Raw genomic sequence first — 21,912 nt, forward strand, 5'->3', positions numbered from 1 at the left:
ATGAAAAAAATATTAATTACAGCAACAACAGCACTTATTTTCACCTCATGTTCTCACTCTAAATTAGCAGCTCTACCAGAAAATGCATTAAAACCTACGGTTGTTACACAAGCGACTCCTAATGACACAGATGATCCGGCAATTTGGATTAATTATCAAAATCCCGCAGAATCTCTTCTAATCGGAACAGACAAGCAAGAAGAAACCGGCGGTTTGTATGCCTATAATCTGAAAGGTGAAATTATCAATAAAATTGTTCCATTAAATCGTCCTAATAATGTTGATGTTGCTTATGGATTTGAGTTTAACGGACAAAAAATAGATCTTGCCATTACAACAGAGCGAGCAAATCAAAAAATACGGATTGTTTCTTTACCTGATTTCAAATTGATTGACAATGGAGGAATTGATGTTTTTGAAAACGAAGAAATACGTGATCCGATGGGAGTTGCTACTTATAAAAAAGACCATAAAATTTATGTCATTGTAGGGAGGAAAGACGGGCCTTCAGAAGGATATTTGCATCAATATTTATTAGAAAATAATAATGGAAAAATTGAAGCTAAATTGATTCGGAAATTTGGAAAATATTCCGGTAAAAAAGAAATCGAAGCCATTGCCGTTGATCAAGAATCGGGTTTTGTTTATTATAGCGATGAAACTGCGGGAATTAGAAAATATTATGCAGATCCCGCAAAAGGAAATGATGAATTAGCTTTTTTTGGTCAAAATGATTTTAAAAGAGATCATGAAGGAATCGCCATTTATAAAACCTCAGAAAAAAATGGTTATATTTTAGTGTCAGATCAGCAAGCTAATTTTTTCAATGTTTATAAGAGAGAAGGAAGTATATCGAATCCTAATGAGCATCAATTAATTGCGAAGATTCCTGTTTCTACAATAGAATGTGACGGAGCTGATGCTGTTAATTTTAATTTTGGTCCAACATTCCCAAAAGGTTTTTTTGTGGCAATGAGTAATGGTAAAGTTTTTCAACTTTATGATTGGCAAATTATCCAAACTGAAATTGATAAACAATACAAGAAGTCATCGCCTCTAAATTAATCGGCAGTAAATATAAACTTGCAAGAATAGAAAAACCAATCACATTATCATGATTGATTTTTCTATTCTTTATAAAATCTGAGTTAAAAAATCAACACTACAATAAAAAATAATAAACCATATCTCATCAACATAAATATAGCTTATTTTTGAGAAAAATTAGAATTTGAAACATTTATTCAAAGTTGCATTAAGCTGGATTAAAAAGGAAACCGGGGCTGATCGATCAATCAAATCTTATCATAGAAGTCATCATATTTCAATTGAAGGAAAACCTAATTTGGATGTTTCAGCAGCGAAAGTATTTAAAGGAGATCCGAATTTATATAATCCGGAAGATTTATTGTTGAGTAGTTTGACTTCTTGTCATATGATGTCCTATTTATATTGCTGTGCTCAAAATCAGATCGAAGTTCTTTCTTACACAGATCATGCAGAGGCGACGCTAGTAGTCAATCCTGATGGAAGTGGGAAAATTACAAAAGTAAATTTATCTCCTGAAGTGGTCATTTCCGATTCAACACAAATTGAGTTGGCACTTTCACTTCATAGAAAAGCAAACGAATTATGCTTTATTGCCAATTCGTGTAATTTTCCTGTTTATCATCACGCAAAATGTGTAATAAAAACAATAAAACCGAATTCAAAAACCCGGTTCTATTAGTGTGTTTAAATTATAACTTCTCTTTCAAAAATTGTGCTGTGTAGGATTCTTTTACTTTCAAAATATCTTCCGGCGTACCTTCTGCAACTAAATAACCACCCTTTTTACCTCCTTCCGGACCTAAATCGATTACCCAATCGGCTACTTTGATAATATCCATATTGTGCTCGATCACAAAAACTGAATGTCCCAAATCAATCAAAGCACGAAGCGCTTTGATTAACTTCTGAATATCGTGAAAATGTAAACCGGTAGAAGGTTCATCAAAAATAAACAAGGTTTTGTTTGTCGTTTCTCCTTTGGTTAAGAAAAAAGCCAATTTAACGCGCTGTGCCTCTCCACCGGAAAGTGTATTCGACGATTGTCCTAATTTCACATAACCTAATCCTACATCTTGCAACGGTTTTAGTTTTTCGACAATTTTATTTTGCTGATGTTCAGCAAAAAAAGTAATTGCTTCATCAATGGTTAGATTTAAAACATCTGAAATCGATTTTCCTTCGAATTTCACTTCTAAGATTTCTTTCTTAAAACGTTCTCCATGACAATCTTCACAAACCAGTTCGACATCCGCCATAAATTGCATTTCGATTGTAATCGTTCCTTCTCCTTTGCATGAATCACAGCGTCCCCCATCCACATTAAATGAAAAATGTTTTGGCTGAAATCCCATTACCTTACTTGCTTTTTGCGAAGCAAATAAATTTCGAATATCATCGTAGGCTTTGACATAGGTTACAGGATTAGAACGAGACGATTTACCAATTGGATTTTGATCAATTAATTCGATTCCTTCCAATTGCTTTAAATCTCCTATAAGTTCATCAAAATCGCCAATTTTATTTCCAAAAATTTCAAAATGACGCTGAACAGCGGGTGCTAAAATATCTTTCATCAAAGTAGATTTCCCCGAGCCCGAAACTCCTGTAATCACAGTGAGCTCATTCAACGGAAATTTGACATCAATGTTTTTCAGATTATTTTCTCTTGCTCCTATTACTTTCAAATAATTAGGAGACTTTAGCCTTTTACCAGGAACTTCAATTTCTAATTTTCCGTTCAAATATTTTGAAGTTAATGTATCTGCTTTCAATAATTCGGTGTACGTTCCTTCAAACACCACTTCTCCTCCATTCGTTCCTGCTTCCGGACCAATATCAATGATGTAATCAGCAGCTTTCATGATGTCTTCGTCATGTTCAACCACAATTACTGTATTTCCTAAATCACGCAAACGATGTAAAATTGTAATAAATTTTGCTGTATCACGTGAATGTAAACCAATCGATGGCTCATCTAACACATACATCGAACCAACCAAACTACTTCCCAACGAAGTGGCTAAATTAATCCGTTGCGATTCTCCACCAGACAGCGTATTAGAAGCGCGATTCAGCGTTAAATATTCTAATCCGACATCCAACAAAAAAGTTAAACGTGATTTTATTTCATAAATAATTCGTCCGGCAATTTGTTCATCATATTCATTGAACGTAATACTTGTAAAGAAAGCATTCAATTCATTCAAAGGTAAATCGACCAAATCGTTGATTGATTTTTCTGAAATTTTCACAAAATTAGTTTCTTTACGCAAACGCTTCCCTTTGCAAGAAGGACAAGTTGTTTTTCCTCTGTAACGAGATAACATAACGCGGTATTGGATTTTATATGTATTCTCCTCCACCATTTTAAAGAAACCATCCAAACCTTCCCAATCAGAATCGCCATGCCATAGATACTCTTTTTGTTCTTCTGATAATTCAAAATAAGGTTTATGAATAGGGAAATTTACTTTTTGAGAAAGTTTGATAAAATGCTCTTTCCATTCACTCATCTTCTCCCCTTTCCATGCAACAACAGCATCTTCATAAATCGATAACGATTTATTCGGAATGACAAGATTCTCTTCAACACCAATTACTTTTCCATAACCTTCGCATACAGGACATGCTCCATAAGGATTATTAAAACTAAAGAAATGAATATTCGGTTCATTGAAAATAAGTCCATCTGCTTCGAATTTATTTGAAAAATATTTTACGGCATTATTTTCAACATTTACAACGGCAATTTCACCTTTTCCTTCAAAAAAGGCTGTCTCAATAGAATCGGCTAAACGATGATAAAATGCTTCTTCCTCTTCTTGTGCAGGCAATGCAATACGATCAATCACTAAGTGAACATCGTTTTCAGGTTGAGGCTCAAAATTAAATGAAATTAAATCTTCTATTTTCACTTGATTTCCGTCCACACTTAAACGAGTAAACCCTTGTTGTTGAAGAATATTCAAATGTTCTGAAAATGAGCGTTCTTCCGGAACAACCAACTTAATCTGAAGAATAAATTTAGTATCCGAAGGAAATGTCTTTAAATAATCAATCGCATCTGTTACCGAATCTTTTTGAACCAATTCACCTGTAATGGGTGAATATGTTTTTCCGATCCGTGCATACAACAACTTTAAATAATCATAAATTTCTGTCGTTGTACCTACTGTAGAACGAGGATTCGTTGAATTTACTTTTTGCTGAATTGCAATTGCAGGTGCTATTCCTTTGATATAATCAACCTGAGGTTTATCTAATTTTCCTAAAAACTGACGCGCATACGACGATAAACTTTCAACATAACGTCGCTGACCTTCTGCATACAACGTATCAAATGCTAAAGTAGACTTCCCGGAACCTGACATTCCCGTAATGACCACCAATTTGTTTTTCGGTATCGCTAAATCAATATTCTTAAGGTTATGCAATTTTGCTCCCTTTATCAGGATAAATTCCTTTGGATCGAGTTGATTGATATCTTTTTTCATCGTGGCGCAAAGTTAAGTTATTTTAGAAAGTTAATCTTAGTTAGAACGAAAAAAGCTAGATAAAAAAAGAAGATTACCATATTGAAATGATGAAACAAAAAAGCTATTCACTATTCAAAAATATAAAAGCGTATTAACAAGTTAACACGCTTTTTTCAATAAAAAAATAAAAATTTATTCCTGAAATAATAAATAATTTTCGTTGTCTAATTTTTGATATCCCGCATCATATACATAAAAAATTGTGCCATTTTTAGATTCATCAATGTTGGTAATGTATCTAAAATCAAAATTTTTTAAAGTAAGTTCATTTTTACTCACAGAACGCGTTCCTTCTTCCAATAAAGTTTTTAAAATTCGGTTATTCTTTCTTAATCTGTTATTGATATTTCGTACAATCTCAATTTTATCCCGATTAAGATTATTATTGTAAGAATTTCTACAAAAATCATTACAGAACTTTTTATCCTTACGCCCAAATAGCGTTTGGTTACATTGTAGGCATGTATTCATAAGATAGATTTAAGGTTTGTTAAGACAAATATAATGTAAATAATATTTATTTGTAATATCAATAAGTAATTTATTTGGATTCAATATAAACGCTAAAAATCAAAGTCTTAAATACTTTTTAAAATGTTTTTAAATCTTATTTACTATTTTTGCTTAAATTTTATTGATTTTGAGATTTTTAAGTAAACTGCCAGATCCTTTTATTCTTTTTTTATTTATTGCCATTTTAATCGCATATATTTATCCAGATATTAGTTTGTGGTCTTATAAAAATTTTACACTAAATACACTAATTGATATTGGAGTAATCTTAGTTTTCTTTTTTTATGGATTGAAATTGAATTGGAGAGATGTTTTTAAAGATTTATCCAATTGGAAAATGCACCTATTGATTCAATCGATTACATTTATTTTTTTTCCTTTACTGGTTTTAATCTTTTATCCGTTCATAAAGAATTACCCTGTCTACTTTTCACTTTATGTCGCTATTTTCTATCTTGCCACTTTACCAAGTACAGTGTCATCTTCAGTCGTAATGGTATCTATTGCAAAAGGAAATATTCCCAGTGCTATTTTTAATGCTAGTATTTCAGGCCTAATAGGAATTGCACTAACTCCTCTTTGGATGAGCTTATTTTTATCAAAAGGCAATGGTGAATTCGATTTATTTGCTACCTTTTTAGACTTAATCCTTAAAATCATTCTACCGGTATTTGTAGGTGCTTTGCTACAGCCTTATTTAGGTTTCTTTTATAACAAATACAAAAAACAATTTTCTAATTTAGACAAGCTGACCATTGTATTAATCGTTTACAACAGCTTTAGTCATACATTTTTAGACGGGTTGTTTACTAAATTAGGTTTACTTCCGCTTCTAGTTGTCTCTCTTATTGTCATTGGATTATTTTTCATCTTTTTTAACCTGTCCAAATGGATTGCTCAAAAAATGAATTTTAACAGAGAAGATGACATTACAATACAATTTTGCGCAACAAAAAAATCATTGGTTCATGGCTCGGTAATTGCTGCTGTAATTTTTACAGGCGATATCGGAATTTATTTAATCCCTATTATGCTGTACCACACTTTTCAGTTAATTTATGTTAGTTACATTGCCAATCAATATGCAAAAGAAGTTGAATAAGATCATTGTTGTATTTCTAATCTTTATTTTTCAAATCATTCTCTTTTCCACATTATTTTCCATCGAGAGTTTCAATGATTTTATCATTCATACTATTACATTCCCTATTTCGGGATTCATTTCAAAACTTACAAATTCTGTAAATTTTCCTGCCGGAGAAATTTTTTATATTATTCTTGGATTAACGGGTTTCATTTTAACGATAAAAGTGATTAGAAGTTTTTTCAAAACAAAACGTGATGTTTTACATTCTTTTTATTCTTTATTGATTTTTGTAAATTGTCTCTATTTCGTTTATATGTTTGCTTGGGGAGTCATGTATAAAAAGGAAACACTAACTATTGATCAAAAAGAGATTGTTATAAAACCTGCTATTTTAAAAGAGATTTACTGCAATGAATTAGAAAAAGCTGTATTAGCAAGAAATTCTATTGAACATAATGATTCTACGACAACCATAAAATTTCGCTCCAATTTAAAAGATTATAATGAAGAGTTTTATCAACTTCAACCAAAGCTAAAGAATTTAAACTGGTTAAAAAATTATCGGTTTTTAGAGCATGCTCATTTCAAATTATCGTGGATTTCGAAGATGCAAAATTATATAGGAATTTTGGGATATTACAATCCTTTCACTGCTGAAGCTAACTTAAATCGCTACAATACAAATCTTAAACAGCCCGCAACTCTTTTTCATGAATATGGGCATCAGATGGGATTTGCTTCGGAAAGTGAGGCTAATTTTTTAGCTTATTATTTAGGTTCGCAATCAACCAATCCTGAAATTAATTATTCGGTTTATTACAAAAGTATCTATACACTTTTAGGTGCAATTTATAAATCAGATCCTTATTTTGTTAAAATGGAATTGGATAATATGCATCCTAAAATAAAACTTGACCGAAAGTCCGAACGAAATTATTATTTGAAATATGAGGGAAAGACAAGTGATGCTTTTTCTGAATTGAATAATCAATTTCTAAAAGCAAACAATCAAGAAGGTACAATCAGTTATAGTCAATATATTGAATTGATTTATTTGCTGTATGAAACAAAAAAGCGAAATCAATAGATTTCGCTTTTTATATTTCTAAACATTCGAAAGTTTATTTCCAAATGTACTTTTCTCCCAAACTTAAGGTAGATTTAATGACATAATTTCCGTCATCATTTTTTTCAGTCAACACCAAAATCGGATAGTATTCACCCGCAGGAACTAATTTGGTAATATTAGATGTAAGGCTTAGTTTATCTTTTTTCATATTCCCATAAATCGGAGAAATATCAAAATTAAGTAATTCAAAACCATCAATTTCATTCTCATTTGCAATCTCTTGTTTAGAGAAATAAACCAACAATTTGAGTTTATCTGTAGGTTTTGGAGTCAAATTCTGAATAGAATTGTTAATTCCATCTACAGTTACCATTAATGTTGTAAAATCTATTTCCAATTTCCAGATACCTGCTAATTTTACTTTTTTATTTGCATTTTCTATATCTAACGTGCTTCCAACCGGTGTATAAATATCAGATAAAGTTGCATCTATATTTTGATTCAATTCTGATGTATTCCCTTCCACGATTTCTGGTAACTGGGTATTTTTAACTGCTTTATCAATAAATATACGATCAGATTCCAAGGATATTTTATTACTCAACACTTTATAATTCAAAACTTTATTCGTTTCGTTTTCTTTAAGTAATAAAATTGGTGTATAATCTCCTTGTGCTAAAGTCTGAATATCTGACGCTTTAAACGTTACAGTAACATTATTAAAACTTGTTCCGCTTCCTTCCAATTGACCCAATTGTGCATTTGTCGCAATTTTATTAGGGAGTTGATTCAAATCTACGGAAGATTTAGAAGGAGCAAAATATAAATCAAGGTATAATCTTTGACTTGTTTTATTTGAATAATTTGTTAATTTCCCTCCGGAAATTTTATAATTTGAAGCATTACCATCATTCGAAATTTTCCAAATTCCATCAAACGAATAATCTTTATTAATCGTTGCCGGTAAGTTTATGATGTTTATACCATCTTGTTGAGCTGCAACAAAACCGCTTGTCATTATGGTTGCAGTAAAAAATAATTTAGTAAAAATATTCATAGGTTTATACTTTAAGCTTATACAAAAATAAGAATTAAAATAACAAAAGCTGTTTAAAATTAGATATTTTAAAAATTATATGTAAACTATTCGTTTTTGATTATTTAATTTTGCGATGAATTAATAAATTATGACAAAAATAGTCCCAAAAGATACTGATCAATTTGATGATTTCGTTCATAAAGATACGACTACTTTCGAAGAGTTAACAGCATTTGATCGCAATCATTTAGCACCACTATCAATTAACAATCGATTTGGTTTAATAGACAAAGAAGGGCATGTTATTATTCCGTTCGATTATCAAAAACTTGTATTGACAACTGTGAATGCTTATAGTGCTCAAAAAGATAATAAATGGGGGTTTATCACAAAATCTAATCAGATTTTGATTCCTTTCGACTATGAGGTAACGAGTGATTATATTGAAAATGTTTGCGCTGTAAAAAAAGATGGGAAATGGGGATTCATTGACTTGTTAAATCAAGTAGTGATTCCATTTGATTATGATGGTTGTACTGATTTTAGGGCAGGTTTGGCAGGAGTAGAAAAAGATGGGAAATGGGGAATGATTAACAAAGAAAACCAGTTGATTATAGATTATCAATATGAGTACCTTACTCCTGTTGATCAACGTTTTGCCTCTTTTGGTAAAGCTACTTCTTTGAAAGTTCATCGTCCTGATATCCTGGCTTATTTTCCTTATTTTTTATCAAAAAATCATCATTTGATGAATTTTGGTTTGATTTCTACGGCAAATGAAAAGATTTTAGAACCTGTTTCTGAATTACCAATTTTAGAAAGTTTCGATAACCAACCTGTTGTTCGTCAAAATTACCAATTGGGTTATCTGAAAAACGGGACAGATTTTATAAAATTTGATCAGTTTACTATTGATCCTTATGAAGAAAAAATCCTAAAACAATTGGGAGTCATGAAATAAAAAAGAGCCTTTATAAAGGCTCTTTTTTATTTCATTGGTCTTGATTATAGTGTTTTGTATTGCATATGTTCATGATTTTCATTCATCAACATCTTCTCGCCTACAACTTTAAACCCCTTTCTTTCGTATAATTTTTTTGCATTTGGATTGGTAAAATCAACCAATAATCCCAATGTTTTATTCTGTTTATTCGCAAGTTCTTCAATCAGATAATCTAAAATCTCCGTTCCAATTCCCTTTCCTCTAAAATTTTCAGACACAGCAATTGTATCAATATATATTTCTCCTTCCTGTGTTTCATCCTGCGGATGAATATCCTGCTTATAGTCAGTTCTCAATACATCTAAAACAGGTTTTCGAAGTTCATGTAGTTTTCCGCCATCATAAAACGTTGTCGTTCCTGCTAATTGGTTGTCGCATTCTACAACAACAGTATTCTGATAACTGTACTGATTTCCTTCTTGTTCTATTAACTTTTTTAAGAAAGACACTCCTTCATTATAATTATTTTCTCCAATAAAATCATAAACAATTTTATCCATCGCTAGCATCATCAGCTCTGCAATTAATGCTGCGTCTTCTTTTCTTGCTTCTCTAAAATTTAACATAAAAAATAGCCTTGAGATTTCTCAAGGCTAAGTTAGCAATAATAATTTTGATAAATTATTTCGCTTTTAATTTATCTAACGTATTGTTGTATCCTTCTTTTGCTTTTTCTCCGGCTTCTTTTACTTCGGCTTTAGCATCTTTCGCAGCTTTATTGATATCTTGTTTTGCATCTTTTGCAGCATTATTGATATCTTCTTTTGCTTGAGTTGCTTTTTCGTCAACTTTATTTACCGTATTATTCACACCTTCTTTTACATCTTGTGCCGCATCTTTTACAGCCGTTTTAGCATCTTCCCATGCTTTATTCGCATCATCATACGCTTTTTGAGCTGCTGCTTCTGCTGCTTTATCTCCTTTCGCTTTTGCTTCATCTAAAGCTTTTTTAGCCTCATCTAATTTAGCTTTTGCATCAGTTTCAGAAATCGTTGTTGTAGTTGTCGTTTCTTTGATAATTGCAGTTGAGTCGTTTGCCAATGAATCTGTAGTTACTGTTGTTTCAATTGTTTTTGATGATTCTTGTTTACAAGAAGTCGCAAATGATAATGAAGCTACTGCTACCAATACAAATAATTTTTTCATAGTCGTTTTTTTAATTGTTTTAATAATAGAATCAGTTCTAACAATTTTAATACCAAATTTGGTTAAAAAGAATTGTTTTAATTGTTTTTTCTTACTAAAGTAAACGATAAAAAATATTGTTTAGTATGCGTTTGTTGCTTTAATCATTCGATCATTTCCAGATAGATCTTTGTAAATCATAACGTCTTGGTACGCTTTTTCGAAAAGTTCTTTCGTTTCTCTTCCCAAATATTGATTGATTTCACAATAAATCACGCCAGTTGGTTTTAAATGATTTTCAGCAAATGCGATTACTCGTTCATAGAAAATAAGTGCATTTCCATTTTCTACAAAAAGTGCTAAATGAGGTTCAAAATCCAAGACATTTTGATGCATTTCCACTTTTTCTAGATTTCGTATATAGGGAGGATTAGAAACTATTATATCGTATTTTTGATTGAGCTGAAGGTCATCAAGTAAATTCTCTTGATGAAACTCAATCTTAACGTTTAACGTTTCTGCATTTAATTTTGCTATCTCCAATGCTTTATCAGAAATATCTAAAGCTGAAACATTGGCTTTAGGGAACAACTTTGCTAAAGAGATGGGAATACATCCACTGCCTGTTCCCAAATCTATAATTGACATCTCCACATTTTGGGAACAATCATTTCGGATAAGTTCAATTAATTCCTCTGTTTCCGGCCGAGGAATTAGTGTATTTTCATTAACAGAAAAGAATGAATCATAAAAAAAAGCTTTCCCGGTTATATGTTGCACCGGTTCACCCTTTTTTAGACGTTTTATATCAGATAAAATCTCCGAAGTAAGTTCAATATTATCAGAAGAAATAAATTGCAGATTCAATTTATCTTCTAAATAAATCAGGAAAATACTTACCACTTCATCTTTGGCATACATTGAACCTAATTCGGTAATAAAATGCTGCTTTAACTCAGCTAAAGTCATCTTGTTAAATTTTTGTAAAGTTAGATTTTATTCAGTGAATCAGCACGATTGTTGTTGTTTAAAACACAACCTTAAAATATATATTCATGAAAATAAATAAATTACTATACCTGACAGTTTTTCTTTTTCTAGGTCATCTGTCTTATGCCCAAATTGAAATTGATGGAAATAATCAAAAACAAACGCTTGATTGCAAAGGTCAAAAAGTAGAAGTTGGAGGCACTGGCCACGTGATTCATTTGAAAGGAGACTGCTCAAAAGTAGAAATTATGGGAACAAATAATACCATAACCGTGAATGGTTTGACATCTGCTGAATTAGCCGGAGAAGGGAATACCTTGTATTACCGTAAAGCGGTTTCCAAAAACGGAAAATTACCCCAAACAATTGCAGGGAATAACAATAAAATCATTAAAAAGGATTAAAAAAGATTTTTTCATTTATTATGTCTTTGGAATACTAGGAATTTCTTTTGGGTTTACCCAATTAGAAAAGAGATTCTTAGTATTTTTTATTTTAATCGTTTTATGAAATGAGTTATAATAAAAAAAGCTTAATCATAATGATTAAGCTTTTTTTATTATAAATTAATGTCCTCCTTCTGATTTGACATCATCTAAATCTATTCCTTGTTTCTTTAGAATCATTGTAGAGCTAATCGCATAAAATGTTAGGTATGCAAAACAGATTATTCCTGCAATATAACTAAAATGGATAGAAGTCGCATCTGCTAATAATCCTTGTAAATAACTGACTACTCCTCCTCCCATGATCATCATAATTAAGAAACTACTTCCTTGAGAAGTATTTTTCCCTAATCCTTTAATCGCTAAAGCAAAAATACACGGCCATAATGTACTACAGAAAAGTCCAACACTTGTAATAGCATAAACACTAACAATTCCTTTTGTATTCATCCCGATTAATAAAGCAATGATTCCGAGACTTGAAAATGTTAATAACATTCGGGCCGGATTTCCTTTTGTTGAAATATCTGCTAAAATTAGAACCAAGATAATTACGGCATAGAAATAAAATGGCTGTAAATCGTGGCCAGCAATTTTATTTACCAATAAGAAAACTCCAAAAGCTAAATATGGTGCTATAAATTTTAAAAGCATTGTTTTTGATTTATCCAAGCCAAAAGCTTCTGCTGCTCCACCCCAGCGGCCAATCATCATACTTGCCCAATACAAAGAAACATAAGGTGCAACTTGTGCAATGGAAAAACCTAATTCTTTTTCCATATAATCAGGTAGATTACTTGCCGTAGAAACCTCAACTCCTACATATAAAAAAATCGCAATCATACCCAAAACCAATTGAGGGTATTTTAATGCAGATGATCTGTCTTTTGAAACTGTTGTTGAAGCCGCATTTTCCTCTTCTTGTTCCGGATGACTCGGCAACGAAGAGAATTTAAGAAAAACAGCCACAATTAAAAAGGCTAATCCTAAACATAAATATGGAATTTTTACAGCATCTATACTTAATTCTGTTTCTCCATTGGAAGCATGTCCAAAAATGGCATACGCAACAATTAAAGGCCCTATTGTTGTTCCAAAATTATTAATTCCACCAGCCAATGTTAAACGTTGAGAACCAGTCGCCGGATTTCCCAAAGCTATCGCCAAAGGGTTTGCAACCGTCTGTTGCAGCGAAAACCCTAACGCTACCGTAAATAACCCTGACAGCATCAACGGATAAGAATGTAAATTAGCAGCTGGAATAAATAAAAGTGTACCTAAAGCAGAGATCAATAATCCTAATGACAAACTATTCTTATAGCCGATTTTATTGATTAAATCTTTCCCCATTACCATTGAAATAATCATATAGATAACAGATCCTACTGTATAAGCAATATAAAAAGCCAAAGAGACAAATTGGCTTTGTCCTTGTGTTAAATCAAATGCTTTTTTAAATACCGGAATCAAGATGTCATTACTCGCAGCCACGAATCCCCAAAAGAAGAATACTGTAACTAAAGGTATGAATTGACCCCAATTTGTTTTTTGTGATTGACTCATGTGTTTTTACTATTTTTTTATGATTTGCGCTAGTTGAATCATCAAATAGCTTATAAATATAGGTGTTTTAAAATTTAAAATACAAATTGTTTTCCCCCTTCAAAGCAAAGAATATTATAATTAATTGATATTAATTTGTTTATTTTCTTTATCTGAACCAAGGATCGATTTAGCTATAAAATCAAACACCTGGTTCAAGTATTCTTTTCTCAGTCCGGACCATTCATGTTTACCAGACCCTGAAAAAATTGCCAAAGATGCTTGTTGATATTTCCTGTTCAAAAATTCTAAAGAGTGAGAACCATTCAATGGAAAAAATCCGGGTTGTTTATCTGAACAGCTTCTATGCGGAGCATTATAGGCCGGAACGACATCATCACTCAAACCGTGCACATAAACAGTGGGTAAGATATTTGATTTTGTGACATAACGATCATCAACAAGAGCTCCTGCATAACTAACTAATCCGTCAATTTTAACTTGATCGAATCGTTTTCCAAACCATAAATCGTTCAGGTAATAAGCATTTAAAATTGCTTCTGCTCCGGCACTGCTTCCGCCCAAAATAAGTTTATTGATTGATAATTTTAACTCTTTTGAATTATTTTGAATGAAACTCAATGCCGTTAAAACATCAAAAGAGGCTTCTTTAAAAATCATCAGCTTTTCCTGTTTTGGCAAATCACAACCAAAACCCGCTGAAGAATTCGCCAATAATCTATATGAAATAGAAATAGCCACGAAACCTCTTTCTTGAGCATCTTTCATTCGTTCAACTTCTTCTTTATCCGCTCTTGTTCCTCCTGAAAAACCTCCTCCATGCACCCAAGCGAATACATGATAAGATTGGTTTTCTTTAAAATCCTTCGGATAATAAATATCAAACGCTAAATTATTTTTTTTATCATATACCACCGTTTTCTGAGCATAGGTATAACTTATCATTAAACATAATGCAACTAAATATTTCATTGTTGTCCTGGTTTAAAAAATTGCTTGACTTTGACCTTTTTTGATTGTCAATTGGTCAAGCAATCTACTCTAAATAATTTTTCCCTTTTATCTATCGTTTTTTTATGAAATAACTATCGTGCTGATTGAATGTTCCTGCGAGTTTACTTCAAGAGCTTCTCCTTCTATCCATAAATTATATGAATATGGTTTATCTGTTTGATTCATGACAACCACCACTACTTTTCCGTCCTTATTAACAAAAGAAGTTGTCATTAAATCTGAACGATTAGAAGACGCTGCGATTCTTTGTGCTCCCGGACGAATAAATTTTGAGAATTGCCCGATGTAATAAAATGAATTGGTATAGGTAATTTGTCCATTTCTTGTATCACCGTGGATTGGTGCAAAACAAAAGTTTCCGACATGATTTGGTCCACCTCTTTCATCCAATAAAACATTCCAATCAGTCCAGGCTACAGTTCCGGAATTGAAATCATTGATCATATTATACCCATATTTCTCTCCTAAACTCCAGTTTCCCATTTGATTGTAATCAAATTGCTCTTTACAACCTTCCGTGAAAATTAAATTTACATTAGGAAAAGCTTCATGTGTTAATGCTACATTGTTAAATAAATTGACACTTCCATTCCATGTTTCGTACCAATGAAAACCAACTCCCCAAACATATTTTGCAGCTTCTGCATCATTCAAAATAGTAGAAGCTCGCTGATAAATCAAATCACGGTTATGGTCCCAAACAATAATTTTCTTGTCTTTCATTCCTTTTTGATGAAGTGTCGGACCTAAATTATTTTTTAAAAAATCACGTTCTTCTTCTGCTGTATAAATACATGATTCCCATGTTTGCGTTGCCATTGGTTCATTCTGAATTGAAACACCCCAAACAGGTAATCCAATTTTTTCATAATTCTCGATGAATTTCACAAAATAGTTTGCCCAAGTTTGGTAATATTCCGGTTTCAAAGAACCTCCTTTTAGCATGCTATTATTGGTTTTCATCCAAGCTGGCGGACTCCAAGGACTCGCATATAAACGATAGGCATCTTTCATCTCAGCTTTCGCCATTTTAATCATCGGAATCTTATAATTCAAATCATGTGCAATGTCAAAACTCTTTAACTCCTTATCATTTTCTTTTACATAAGTATAACTATCACTTGAAAAATCACAAGAATTGATAGTTGTTCTAATCAACGAATAACCAATCCCTTCTTTCTCGTTGTAATAAGCTTTGATAATTTCCTGCTGTGCTTTCTTTGGTAATTTTGCTAAAACCTCTGCAGAAGCATCTGTAATAGCTCCCCCAATTCCTTCAAACTTCTGAAATTTACGTTTTGGGTCAATGAAAATTGCAATATCCGTTTCTTTGGGTTGCGGAAACTTTTTAACTGTTACTTTATCTGTCGATTTCGAAATACGTTGATTGGTGTTTTTGGCAGTGGTATAAATTTCAATTTTTTTGTCCGAAAGTTTAAAACCTTGTGCATTTACAGCAAAATAATTGAATAATAAAGCTGTAATAACCGGATATTTTAAATGTGAGTTTGTCATAATTATTGAATTAAAAATTTGGCTAAAATTGGCAAATGATCTGATGGGTATTTGAAATCATAGAAGTCATCAATGGTATTAAAGCTTTTGCATATGATCTTTGGATTCTTCTTATAGAAAATGTAATCTAAAACCTCTGTTCCTTTTTCGTTAAACTTAAAGTCTTCCCATGTAAAATCAGGTCCATAAACCAATTCGGCGTTCAGGCGAGTATCTAAATATTTGTTTTGAATATATTTTACAGATGCATCCTCATGGTTCATATTGAAATCTCCCATAAAAAAAGCGGGATAATCTTTTTTACTTGTCAAATCATGAATCAATTGATCAATTAATTCTAACGATTTTTGACGGGCTATTTTTCCGACATGATCAAAATGCGTGTTGATTATCCAAAATTTTTTCTTTGTTTTTTTATCCTGAAATAATCCGTACGTAATAATTCTATTATATGCTGCATCCCAGCCTTTCGATTCTTTTTCAGGTGTTTCAGATAACCACATGGTTTTCTGCTCTACTACCTTGTATTGATCTTTTTTATAGAAAATAGCAGAATATTCTGCATTTTTATCATTTGAACGGGGTTCTCCTATAAAATCTAGCTGCGCATTATTTTGTTTAATAAATTCTAATTGTGGAACTTGTGCTTCTTGCACCCCTATAAAATCAGCCTCGTAATATTGGATTAGATTAACTAATTTTTGTTTGCGGATGTTCCAATGATTTGCACCATCGTCTACAGAAGCTAATCGAATATTGTATGACATAATTGCAATGTTTTGCTGGGCAAAACTTACGATTGACATTATCAAAATCAAGCTTAAAGCAATGTATTTTTTCATGTGTGAGTTTTTAAAAATCCAAGTAAGTGTAAAACCACTTACTTGGCTGAGAAATAAATTAAATCTCTAACTATAATATGAGGAATTTAATCGACTAAAGTAAAACTTGTTTTAAGCGAAGCGTTAGAATCTCCTCCAACAAAAATGTCGAAGTCACCTGCTTCAGCAACATAGTTCATATTGATATCATGGAATTTCAACTCTTCCGGAGTTAATGTAAACGTAATTGTTTTTATTTCTCCTTTTTTGATCATCACTTTATCAAAACCTTTTAGTTCACGAACAGGACGTGTTACACTACCTACCAAATCACGAACATATAATTGTACCACTTCTTCGCCATCGTAGTTTCCTGTATTCTTTACGTTCACAGTCACTTTTATTTCATCTTTTCCATTTTTCATTGTTGATTTGTTTAATTTTAAGTTACTATAGTTAAATGTTGTATAACTTAAACCGTAGCCGAATGGATATAATGGTGAGTTTGGAGAATCTGTATAACGAGATTTATATTTCTGTTCCGCATCACTTTCTCCTAAATATGGGCGTCCTGTATTTTTTTGATTGTAATGAATTGGAATTTGACCCACAGAACGAGGGAATGTCATTGGTGTTTTAGCCGAAGGATTGTATTTTCCGTACAACACATCTGTAATCGCTAGACCTCCCATTGTTCCAGGATACCATGCATACAAAATTGCATCCATGTTATCATTCTCCCAAGAGATTGTCATTGGACGACCAGACATTAAAACTAAAACAATCGGTTTACCTAATTTTTTCAATTCTTTTAATAGTTCCTTTTGATTTCCTGGTAAATCGATATTCGTTTGAGAAGCTGCCTCTCCGGTTTGGTTCTCATTCTCTCCCATTACTGCAACAATCACATCCGAATTTTTCGCTATATTAATTGCTTCTTGAAAACCATCCGTTTTAGATGAATTAATTTCTGTTCCTTGTGCGTACGTTATTTTCGCATTTTTACCTAAAACATCATTCAACCCTTCCCAAACAGACCACGCTTTTCCGTAACGATCACCGCGTGCAGCCCAGTTTCCTATAATATTCTTCTCATCTTTAACCAAAGGACCAATTACGGCTACTTTCTGCGATTCCTTTAATGGCAGCACTTGTTTGTCATTCTTTAACAGAACCATTGATTTACGTGCAACATCACGGGCTTCATTTAAGAACTCTTGTTTCATTACCGTTTCTTTTTCACGCTTTGTATTTGAATAACGATAAGGATCTTCAAAAAGACCTAAGTCATATTTTGCTTCTAAAATTCGGCGAACTGCAGTGTCAATCACATCTTGTTTTACTTTTCCTTCTTTTACCAATTTCGGTAAATGATTTAAAAAAGCTCCACTCATCATATCCATTTCTATGCCGGCTTCAACCGATTTTAAAGTCGCTTCTTCCAAATCTTTTGCAATTCCATGCGGAACTAATTCTTGAATAGCAGTATAATCTGTTACAACAAATCCTTTATAATTCCATTCTTTACGTAAAATCTGATCGTACAAATATTTGCTTGCTGTAGAAGGAACGCCACCAATTTCATTGAACGAAGTCATAAAAGAACCTGCTCCTGCATCAACCGTTGCTTTAAAAGGAGGTAAAATATAATCTCTTAAAAAACGATCCGAGATTTCTACTGTTCCATAATCACGCCCTGCCTGTGCTAAAGCATAACCTGCAAAATGTTTTGTACACGCTAATACCGTATTCAAATCATATAAACTTTTTCCTTGAAAACCATTTACACGTGCAATCGCAATTTTACTCCCCAAAAAAGTATCTTCTCCGGCTCCTTCTGAAACGCGTCCCCAACGAGGATCGAAGCCAATATCAACCATAGGAGCGAATGTCCAGTGTACACCTCCTGCTGCTGTCTCTTCCGCAGCAATCCGGGCAGATTTTTCAATTGCTTTTAAATCCCATGATGATGCTTCTCCAAGTGGAATTGGGAAAATGGTTTCATAACCATGAATCACATCATATCCAAAAATTAAAGGAATACCAAGACGTGTTTCTTCAACCGCTATTTTTTGTAATTTTCTGGTAATATCTGTTGTCGTTGCGTTAAACACCGACCCCATCATACCTTGCTTTGTATATTTTATATAATTTTTATCAATTGCAGATCCGGTAACATCACCACCGTCATACGTATATTGTACCATCTGCCCTACTTTGTCATCAATTGTCATTTGATTCATCACATAATCGATAAACTCTGCTTTCGATTTTGATTGGTCAAATTTTATTTTTTGTGCATCAACATTAAATGCTAGTCCTAAGAAAGCAATTGAATAAATTAATTTTTTCATTTTTTTGATTTTAATTCGAGGCTGAAGTTTTGAATTTCAGTTTTTGTAAACCTCTTTGTACATCTTCATTTTGCATGAATAATTTCCATAATAATCCGGAGCGATAATTCTCTATCATTGGTGTAATTGTCCCTTGATCGATCGCTAAATATTTTGTAATTACCCGATCATTCTTTACATCTACCGCATCATATGGACCAGCAACTCCAATCAGTTTTTTGTTTTGTTTTTCGTAAATAAACTTTAAAAAATCCATTGATTCTGTGGGTGTATACGGGAAAGATGATAAAGCTGCTGTAGGTGTAATTACATTATGATCATTTACCGGAGAATGCGCCGTATAACCTTCTGTTCCGTTTGGATTGAATGTATAACTCGCTGTTAATCCCCACATATTTTTTTCATATTTATTGAAACTTTCTGTTTTCTGCTGATTATAGTTATAATGAATCTTCGCTTGATTTTTCACCACTTTTCCGTAATCGACTCCAATAGCATCAACTAAATTGTTTGGATTAAGACCGATAAAAGAATATTGCGCCCAAAACAATGGACCAACATTTTTTTCTACTCCGTTATGTTTGACCTCCAAAGGAATTCCATAAACAGAATCTGTCGATTTAATTGTCCCATTTCTTGTCCAGCCATTGTAATACACTTCAGAGGTTATCGAATACTTTGGAGAAGCTGCAGCAATGACATACGTAATTAATGTTTCATCGAATCCTTTTAATGGAAAATTGATTTTCCACTCGTAATTTGGTGACCAATGCCAATACAACACATTTTCTCCTCGTGTATAGAAATTGAAGTCAATTTCTTTCCAAAGTTGATCAGCTAATTGTGAAATCTCTATTTCTTTCTCATTTTCAGAATTTTTGAAATATTCTTTCAAACAGATTAAACCCTGAGCAAGAAATGCAGTTTCAACTAAATCTCCTCCGTTGTCATATGTACTAAATGCTTTTACTTTTCCTGTTTCTCCATTTAACCAATGCGGCCAAGCTCCATGAAATCGATCTGCTTTTTGTAAGAACTTCAATCCGGTTAAAATTCTTTCAGTTGCTTCTTTTCTTGGAATGAACTTGCGGTCAATACCCACGATTAAACTCATTAATCCAAAACCAGTTCCTCCTGTTGTAATGATATTCGAATCATTTTCCGGATAAAACCCATCTGGATGAAAACGTTCACGAGCCAATTTTGAATGAGGTTCAGCATACTTCCAGAAATATTGAATCGTCTGTTTCTGAACTTTATCAAGCAGTTTATTCTCTTGTTTCGTTTGGGCAAAAGTACTTGCACCACCTAAAAGAGCGCAAGTAACTAATGTTTTATTAAGTTTCATCATTACCAACCTGGGTTTTGAGTCATAGATGGGGTTTGAAGAATTTGTTTATTTGGAATTGGAAATAACTCATGTTTACCTGATACAAACGTTTTGCCATCTTTGGCCATCATTTCCTTTGCTTGTCCTGTGCGAACCAGATCAAACCAACGATCATGTTCAAAAGCTAACTCTAAACGTCTTTCATTCCAGATTTTTAAACGTAACTGATCTTTAGACATACTTGTAACCGGCGTTAATTTGACACGAACTCTAACACGGTTTAATGGCGTTAAAGCATCTTGTCCAATTTCGTTTGCTGCTTCTGCCTGAATCAATAATACTTCTGAAAAACGAATGACACGAACATTTTTATCTCCATCAGCAGCTCCTAAATTAGCACTTGAATAGGCTTTTTCATTGTACATTGGGTTTGCTACAGATTCTGAAATTACACGACCGTCATATAGCGTTTCTCCACGAAAAATAATCGTTGCATCACGACGAATGTTATCCCCTTCAGCATTAAATGCATCTAACAAGTTTTGAGAAGGAACATTGAAGCCCCATCCCCATCCACCGGTACCTCGAACACCCTGGGTTTCTGAATATTGATGTACTCCATGCGCTATTGCATCACCTCGTCCTTGAATTTCAAACAACGATTCTTTTCCGTTTTCAGTTTCCACTCTCCATGTTGTGGCATAATCAGTTTCCAAATCATATTGTCCGGAATTAATTACTGCTGTTGCCATATCATATGCTTGTTGATATTTTGCTTGATACAAATATGCCTTAGCTAATAAAGCTTGAGCAGCACCTTTGGTCGCACGACCTAAATCTTTAGAAGCATATTCATTTTTAAGAGGTAATTTTTGAATTGCATCCAATAAATCTGCTTCAATATATGCATAAACATCAGCTTTTGAACTGCGTACAGAATAGGTAGAAGGATCCTCAAGCTCCTGAATGACTGTATCACCAAACATACGAACCAAATAAAAATAAGATAATGCTCTTAAAAACTTGGCTTCTCCTATTAAACGGGCTTTTTCAGCCTCAGAAATTGTTGATTCTGAGGTATACTTTATAGAATAAGAAGCACGACCAATCGTTTTATAAAATCGTTTCCACATTGCTTCAATAGATCCTGTTGTTGAATTATGCAACAACAGGTCGAGATCTCGTTTATCACCTCCGTTATCAGTTACAGCACTCCCTTTATCCGCATTGTCAGAAATCATTTCTGTTACTCCTAACCAAGAAAATGCATAATCCCAATCTGTAAACATTCCATAAATTCCGTTTACATATTTTTCCGGAGATTGAGATTCCTGATCATCAATCGCAACATTTTCCTGAGATTTCACATCTAAAAAATCATCCGAACAAGAAGATATTAAACCAAAAGATAATAAAACACCTACCGCTGATATTTTGAATATATTTTTTTTCATTTT

General features: G+C 32.7%; 19 protein-coding genes. 6 read left to right on the forward strand and 13 right to left on the reverse strand.

Features of this window, described 5'->3' with window-relative positions:
• Together H277_RS0112610 and H277_RS0112615 are read left to right on the forward strand one after the other, a co-directional pair.
• Positions 1-1,065: a phytase gene (locus tag H277_RS0112610; RefSeq protein ID WP_019975959.1), complete on the forward strand. Its 1,065-nt coding sequence runs from the start codon at positions 1-3 to the stop codon at positions 1,063-1,065.
• A 166-nt stretch (positions 1,066-1,231) separates the two neighbouring features.
• Positions 1,232-1,729, forward strand: coding sequence for an OsmC family protein (locus H277_RS0112615; protein WP_019975960.1), 498 nt, complete (start codon positions 1,232-1,234; stop codon positions 1,727-1,729).
• Positions 1,730-1,739: 10 nt separating this feature from the next.
• Here H277_RS0112615 and uvrA read toward each other — a convergent pair whose 3' ends face one another.
• Together uvrA and H277_RS0112625 are read right to left on the reverse strand one after the other, a co-directional pair.
• Positions 1,740-4,544 (reverse strand): excinuclease ABC subunit UvrA, encoded by a 2,805-nt coding sequence (gene uvrA, locus H277_RS0112620; protein ID WP_019975961.1) that lies wholly within the window; start codon positions 4,542-4,544, stop codon positions 1,740-1,742.
• A 174-nt stretch (positions 4,545-4,718) separates the two neighbouring features.
• Entirely contained in the window at positions 4,719-5,057 is a 339-nt protein-coding gene (locus H277_RS0112625) for a hypothetical protein (RefSeq protein ID WP_019975962.1), read from the reverse strand.
• Between the two features lie 169 nt (positions 5,058-5,226).
• Between H277_RS0112625 and H277_RS0112630 the strand changes: the two genes are divergently transcribed.
• Positions 5,227-6,201, forward strand: coding sequence for a bile acid:sodium symporter family protein (locus H277_RS0112630; protein WP_019975963.1), 975 nt, complete (start codon positions 5,227-5,229; stop codon positions 6,199-6,201).
• The gene (locus tag H277_RS0112635) at positions 6,182-7,273 is read left to right on the forward strand and encodes a DUF3810 family protein (protein WP_019975964.1); all 1,092 of its coding nucleotides are present in this window, start codon (positions 6,182-6,184) and stop codon (positions 7,271-7,273) included. The genes H277_RS0112630 and H277_RS0112635 overlap by 20 nt, the downstream gene beginning before the upstream one ends.
• Before the next feature lie 34 nt (positions 7,274-7,307).
• Here H277_RS0112635 and H277_RS0112640 read toward each other — a convergent pair whose 3' ends face one another.
• Positions 7,308-8,312 (reverse strand): hypothetical protein, encoded by a 1,005-nt coding sequence (locus H277_RS0112640; protein WP_019975965.1) that lies wholly within the window; start codon positions 8,310-8,312, stop codon positions 7,308-7,310.
• Between the two features lie 130 nt (positions 8,313-8,442).
• Here H277_RS0112640 and H277_RS0112645 point away from each other — a divergent pair, with 130 nt between their 5' ends.
• Positions 8,443-9,255 (forward strand): WG repeat-containing protein, encoded by an 813-nt coding sequence (locus H277_RS0112645; protein ID WP_019975966.1) that lies wholly within the window; start codon positions 8,443-8,445, stop codon positions 9,253-9,255.
• Between the two features lie 44 nt (positions 9,256-9,299).
• Here H277_RS0112645 and H277_RS0112650 read toward each other — a convergent pair whose 3' ends face one another.
• From H277_RS0112650 to prmC, 3 genes are all read right to left on the reverse strand, one after another.
• On the reverse strand, positions 9,300-9,863 hold the full coding sequence (locus H277_RS0112650; RefSeq protein ID WP_019975967.1) for a GNAT family N-acetyltransferase: 564 nt from the start codon (positions 9,861-9,863) through the stop codon (positions 9,300-9,302).
• 55 nt (positions 9,864-9,918) lie between these two features.
• Entirely contained in the window at positions 9,919-10,443 is a 525-nt protein-coding gene (locus tag H277_RS0112655) for a hypothetical protein (protein ID WP_019975968.1), read from the reverse strand.
• Positions 10,444-10,563: 120 nt separating this feature from the next.
• Entirely contained in the window at positions 10,564-11,391 is an 828-nt protein-coding gene (gene prmC, locus H277_RS0112660) for a peptide chain release factor N(5)-glutamine methyltransferase (RefSeq protein WP_019975969.1), read from the reverse strand.
• Between the two features lie 86 nt (positions 11,392-11,477).
• Here prmC and H277_RS0112665 point away from each other — a divergent pair, with 86 nt between their 5' ends.
• The gene (locus H277_RS0112665) at positions 11,478-11,816 is read left to right on the forward strand and encodes a DUF3060 domain-containing protein (protein ID WP_019975970.1); all 339 of its coding nucleotides are present in this window, start codon (positions 11,478-11,480) and stop codon (positions 11,814-11,816) included.
• A gap of 162 nt (positions 11,817-11,978) precedes the next feature.
• Here H277_RS0112665 and H277_RS0112670 read toward each other — a convergent pair whose 3' ends face one another.
• The 7 genes from H277_RS0112670 to H277_RS0112700 all read right to left on the reverse strand — a co-directional run bounded on the left by H277_RS0112670 (position 11,979) and on the right by H277_RS0112700 (position 21,909).
• Complete coding sequence (locus H277_RS0112670; protein ID WP_019975971.1) at positions 11,979-13,421, reverse strand: MFS transporter; 1,443 nt, start codon at positions 13,419-13,421, stop codon at positions 11,979-11,981.
• A 120-nt stretch (positions 13,422-13,541) separates the two neighbouring features.
• Positions 13,542-14,393: an alpha/beta hydrolase gene (locus H277_RS19055; RefSeq protein ID WP_019975972.1), complete on the reverse strand. Its 852-nt coding sequence runs from the start codon at positions 14,391-14,393 to the stop codon at positions 13,542-13,544.
• 102 nt (positions 14,394-14,495) lie between these two features.
• Positions 14,496-15,950 carry a glycoside hydrolase family 30 protein gene (locus H277_RS0112680; RefSeq protein WP_019975973.1) on the reverse strand — a complete coding sequence of 485 codons (1,455 nt, stop codon included), beginning with the start codon at positions 15,948-15,950 and terminating at the stop codon, positions 14,496-14,498.
• A 2-nt stretch (positions 15,951-15,952) separates the two neighbouring features.
• The gene (locus H277_RS0112685) at positions 15,953-16,792 is read right to left on the reverse strand and encodes an endonuclease/exonuclease/phosphatase family protein (RefSeq protein WP_019975974.1); all 840 of its coding nucleotides are present in this window, start codon (positions 16,790-16,792) and stop codon (positions 15,953-15,955) included.
• Between the two features lie 86 nt (positions 16,793-16,878).
• Positions 16,879-19,125: a glycoside hydrolase family 3 N-terminal domain-containing protein gene (locus tag H277_RS0112690; RefSeq protein ID WP_019975975.1), complete on the reverse strand. Its 2,247-nt coding sequence runs from the start codon at positions 19,123-19,125 to the stop codon at positions 16,879-16,881.
• Positions 19,126-19,135: 10 nt separating this feature from the next.
• Positions 19,136-20,476, reverse strand: coding sequence for a glucoamylase family protein (locus H277_RS0112695; protein ID WP_019975976.1), 1,341 nt, complete (start codon positions 20,474-20,476; stop codon positions 19,136-19,138).
• Entirely contained in the window at positions 20,476-21,909 is a 1,434-nt protein-coding gene (locus tag H277_RS0112700; protein ID WP_019975977.1) for a RagB/SusD family nutrient uptake outer membrane protein, read from the reverse strand. Before H277_RS0112700 ends, H277_RS0112695 begins: the two co-directional genes overlap by 1 nt.
• Between the last annotated feature and the right edge of the window lie 3 nt (positions 21,910-21,912).

Origin of the sequence: Empedobacter brevis NBRC 14943 = ATCC 43319 (genome assembly GCF_000382425.1) — a bacterium.
In the GTDB taxonomy this organism is placed as follows: domain Bacteria; phylum Bacteroidota; class Bacteroidia; order Flavobacteriales; family Weeksellaceae; genus Empedobacter; species Empedobacter brevis.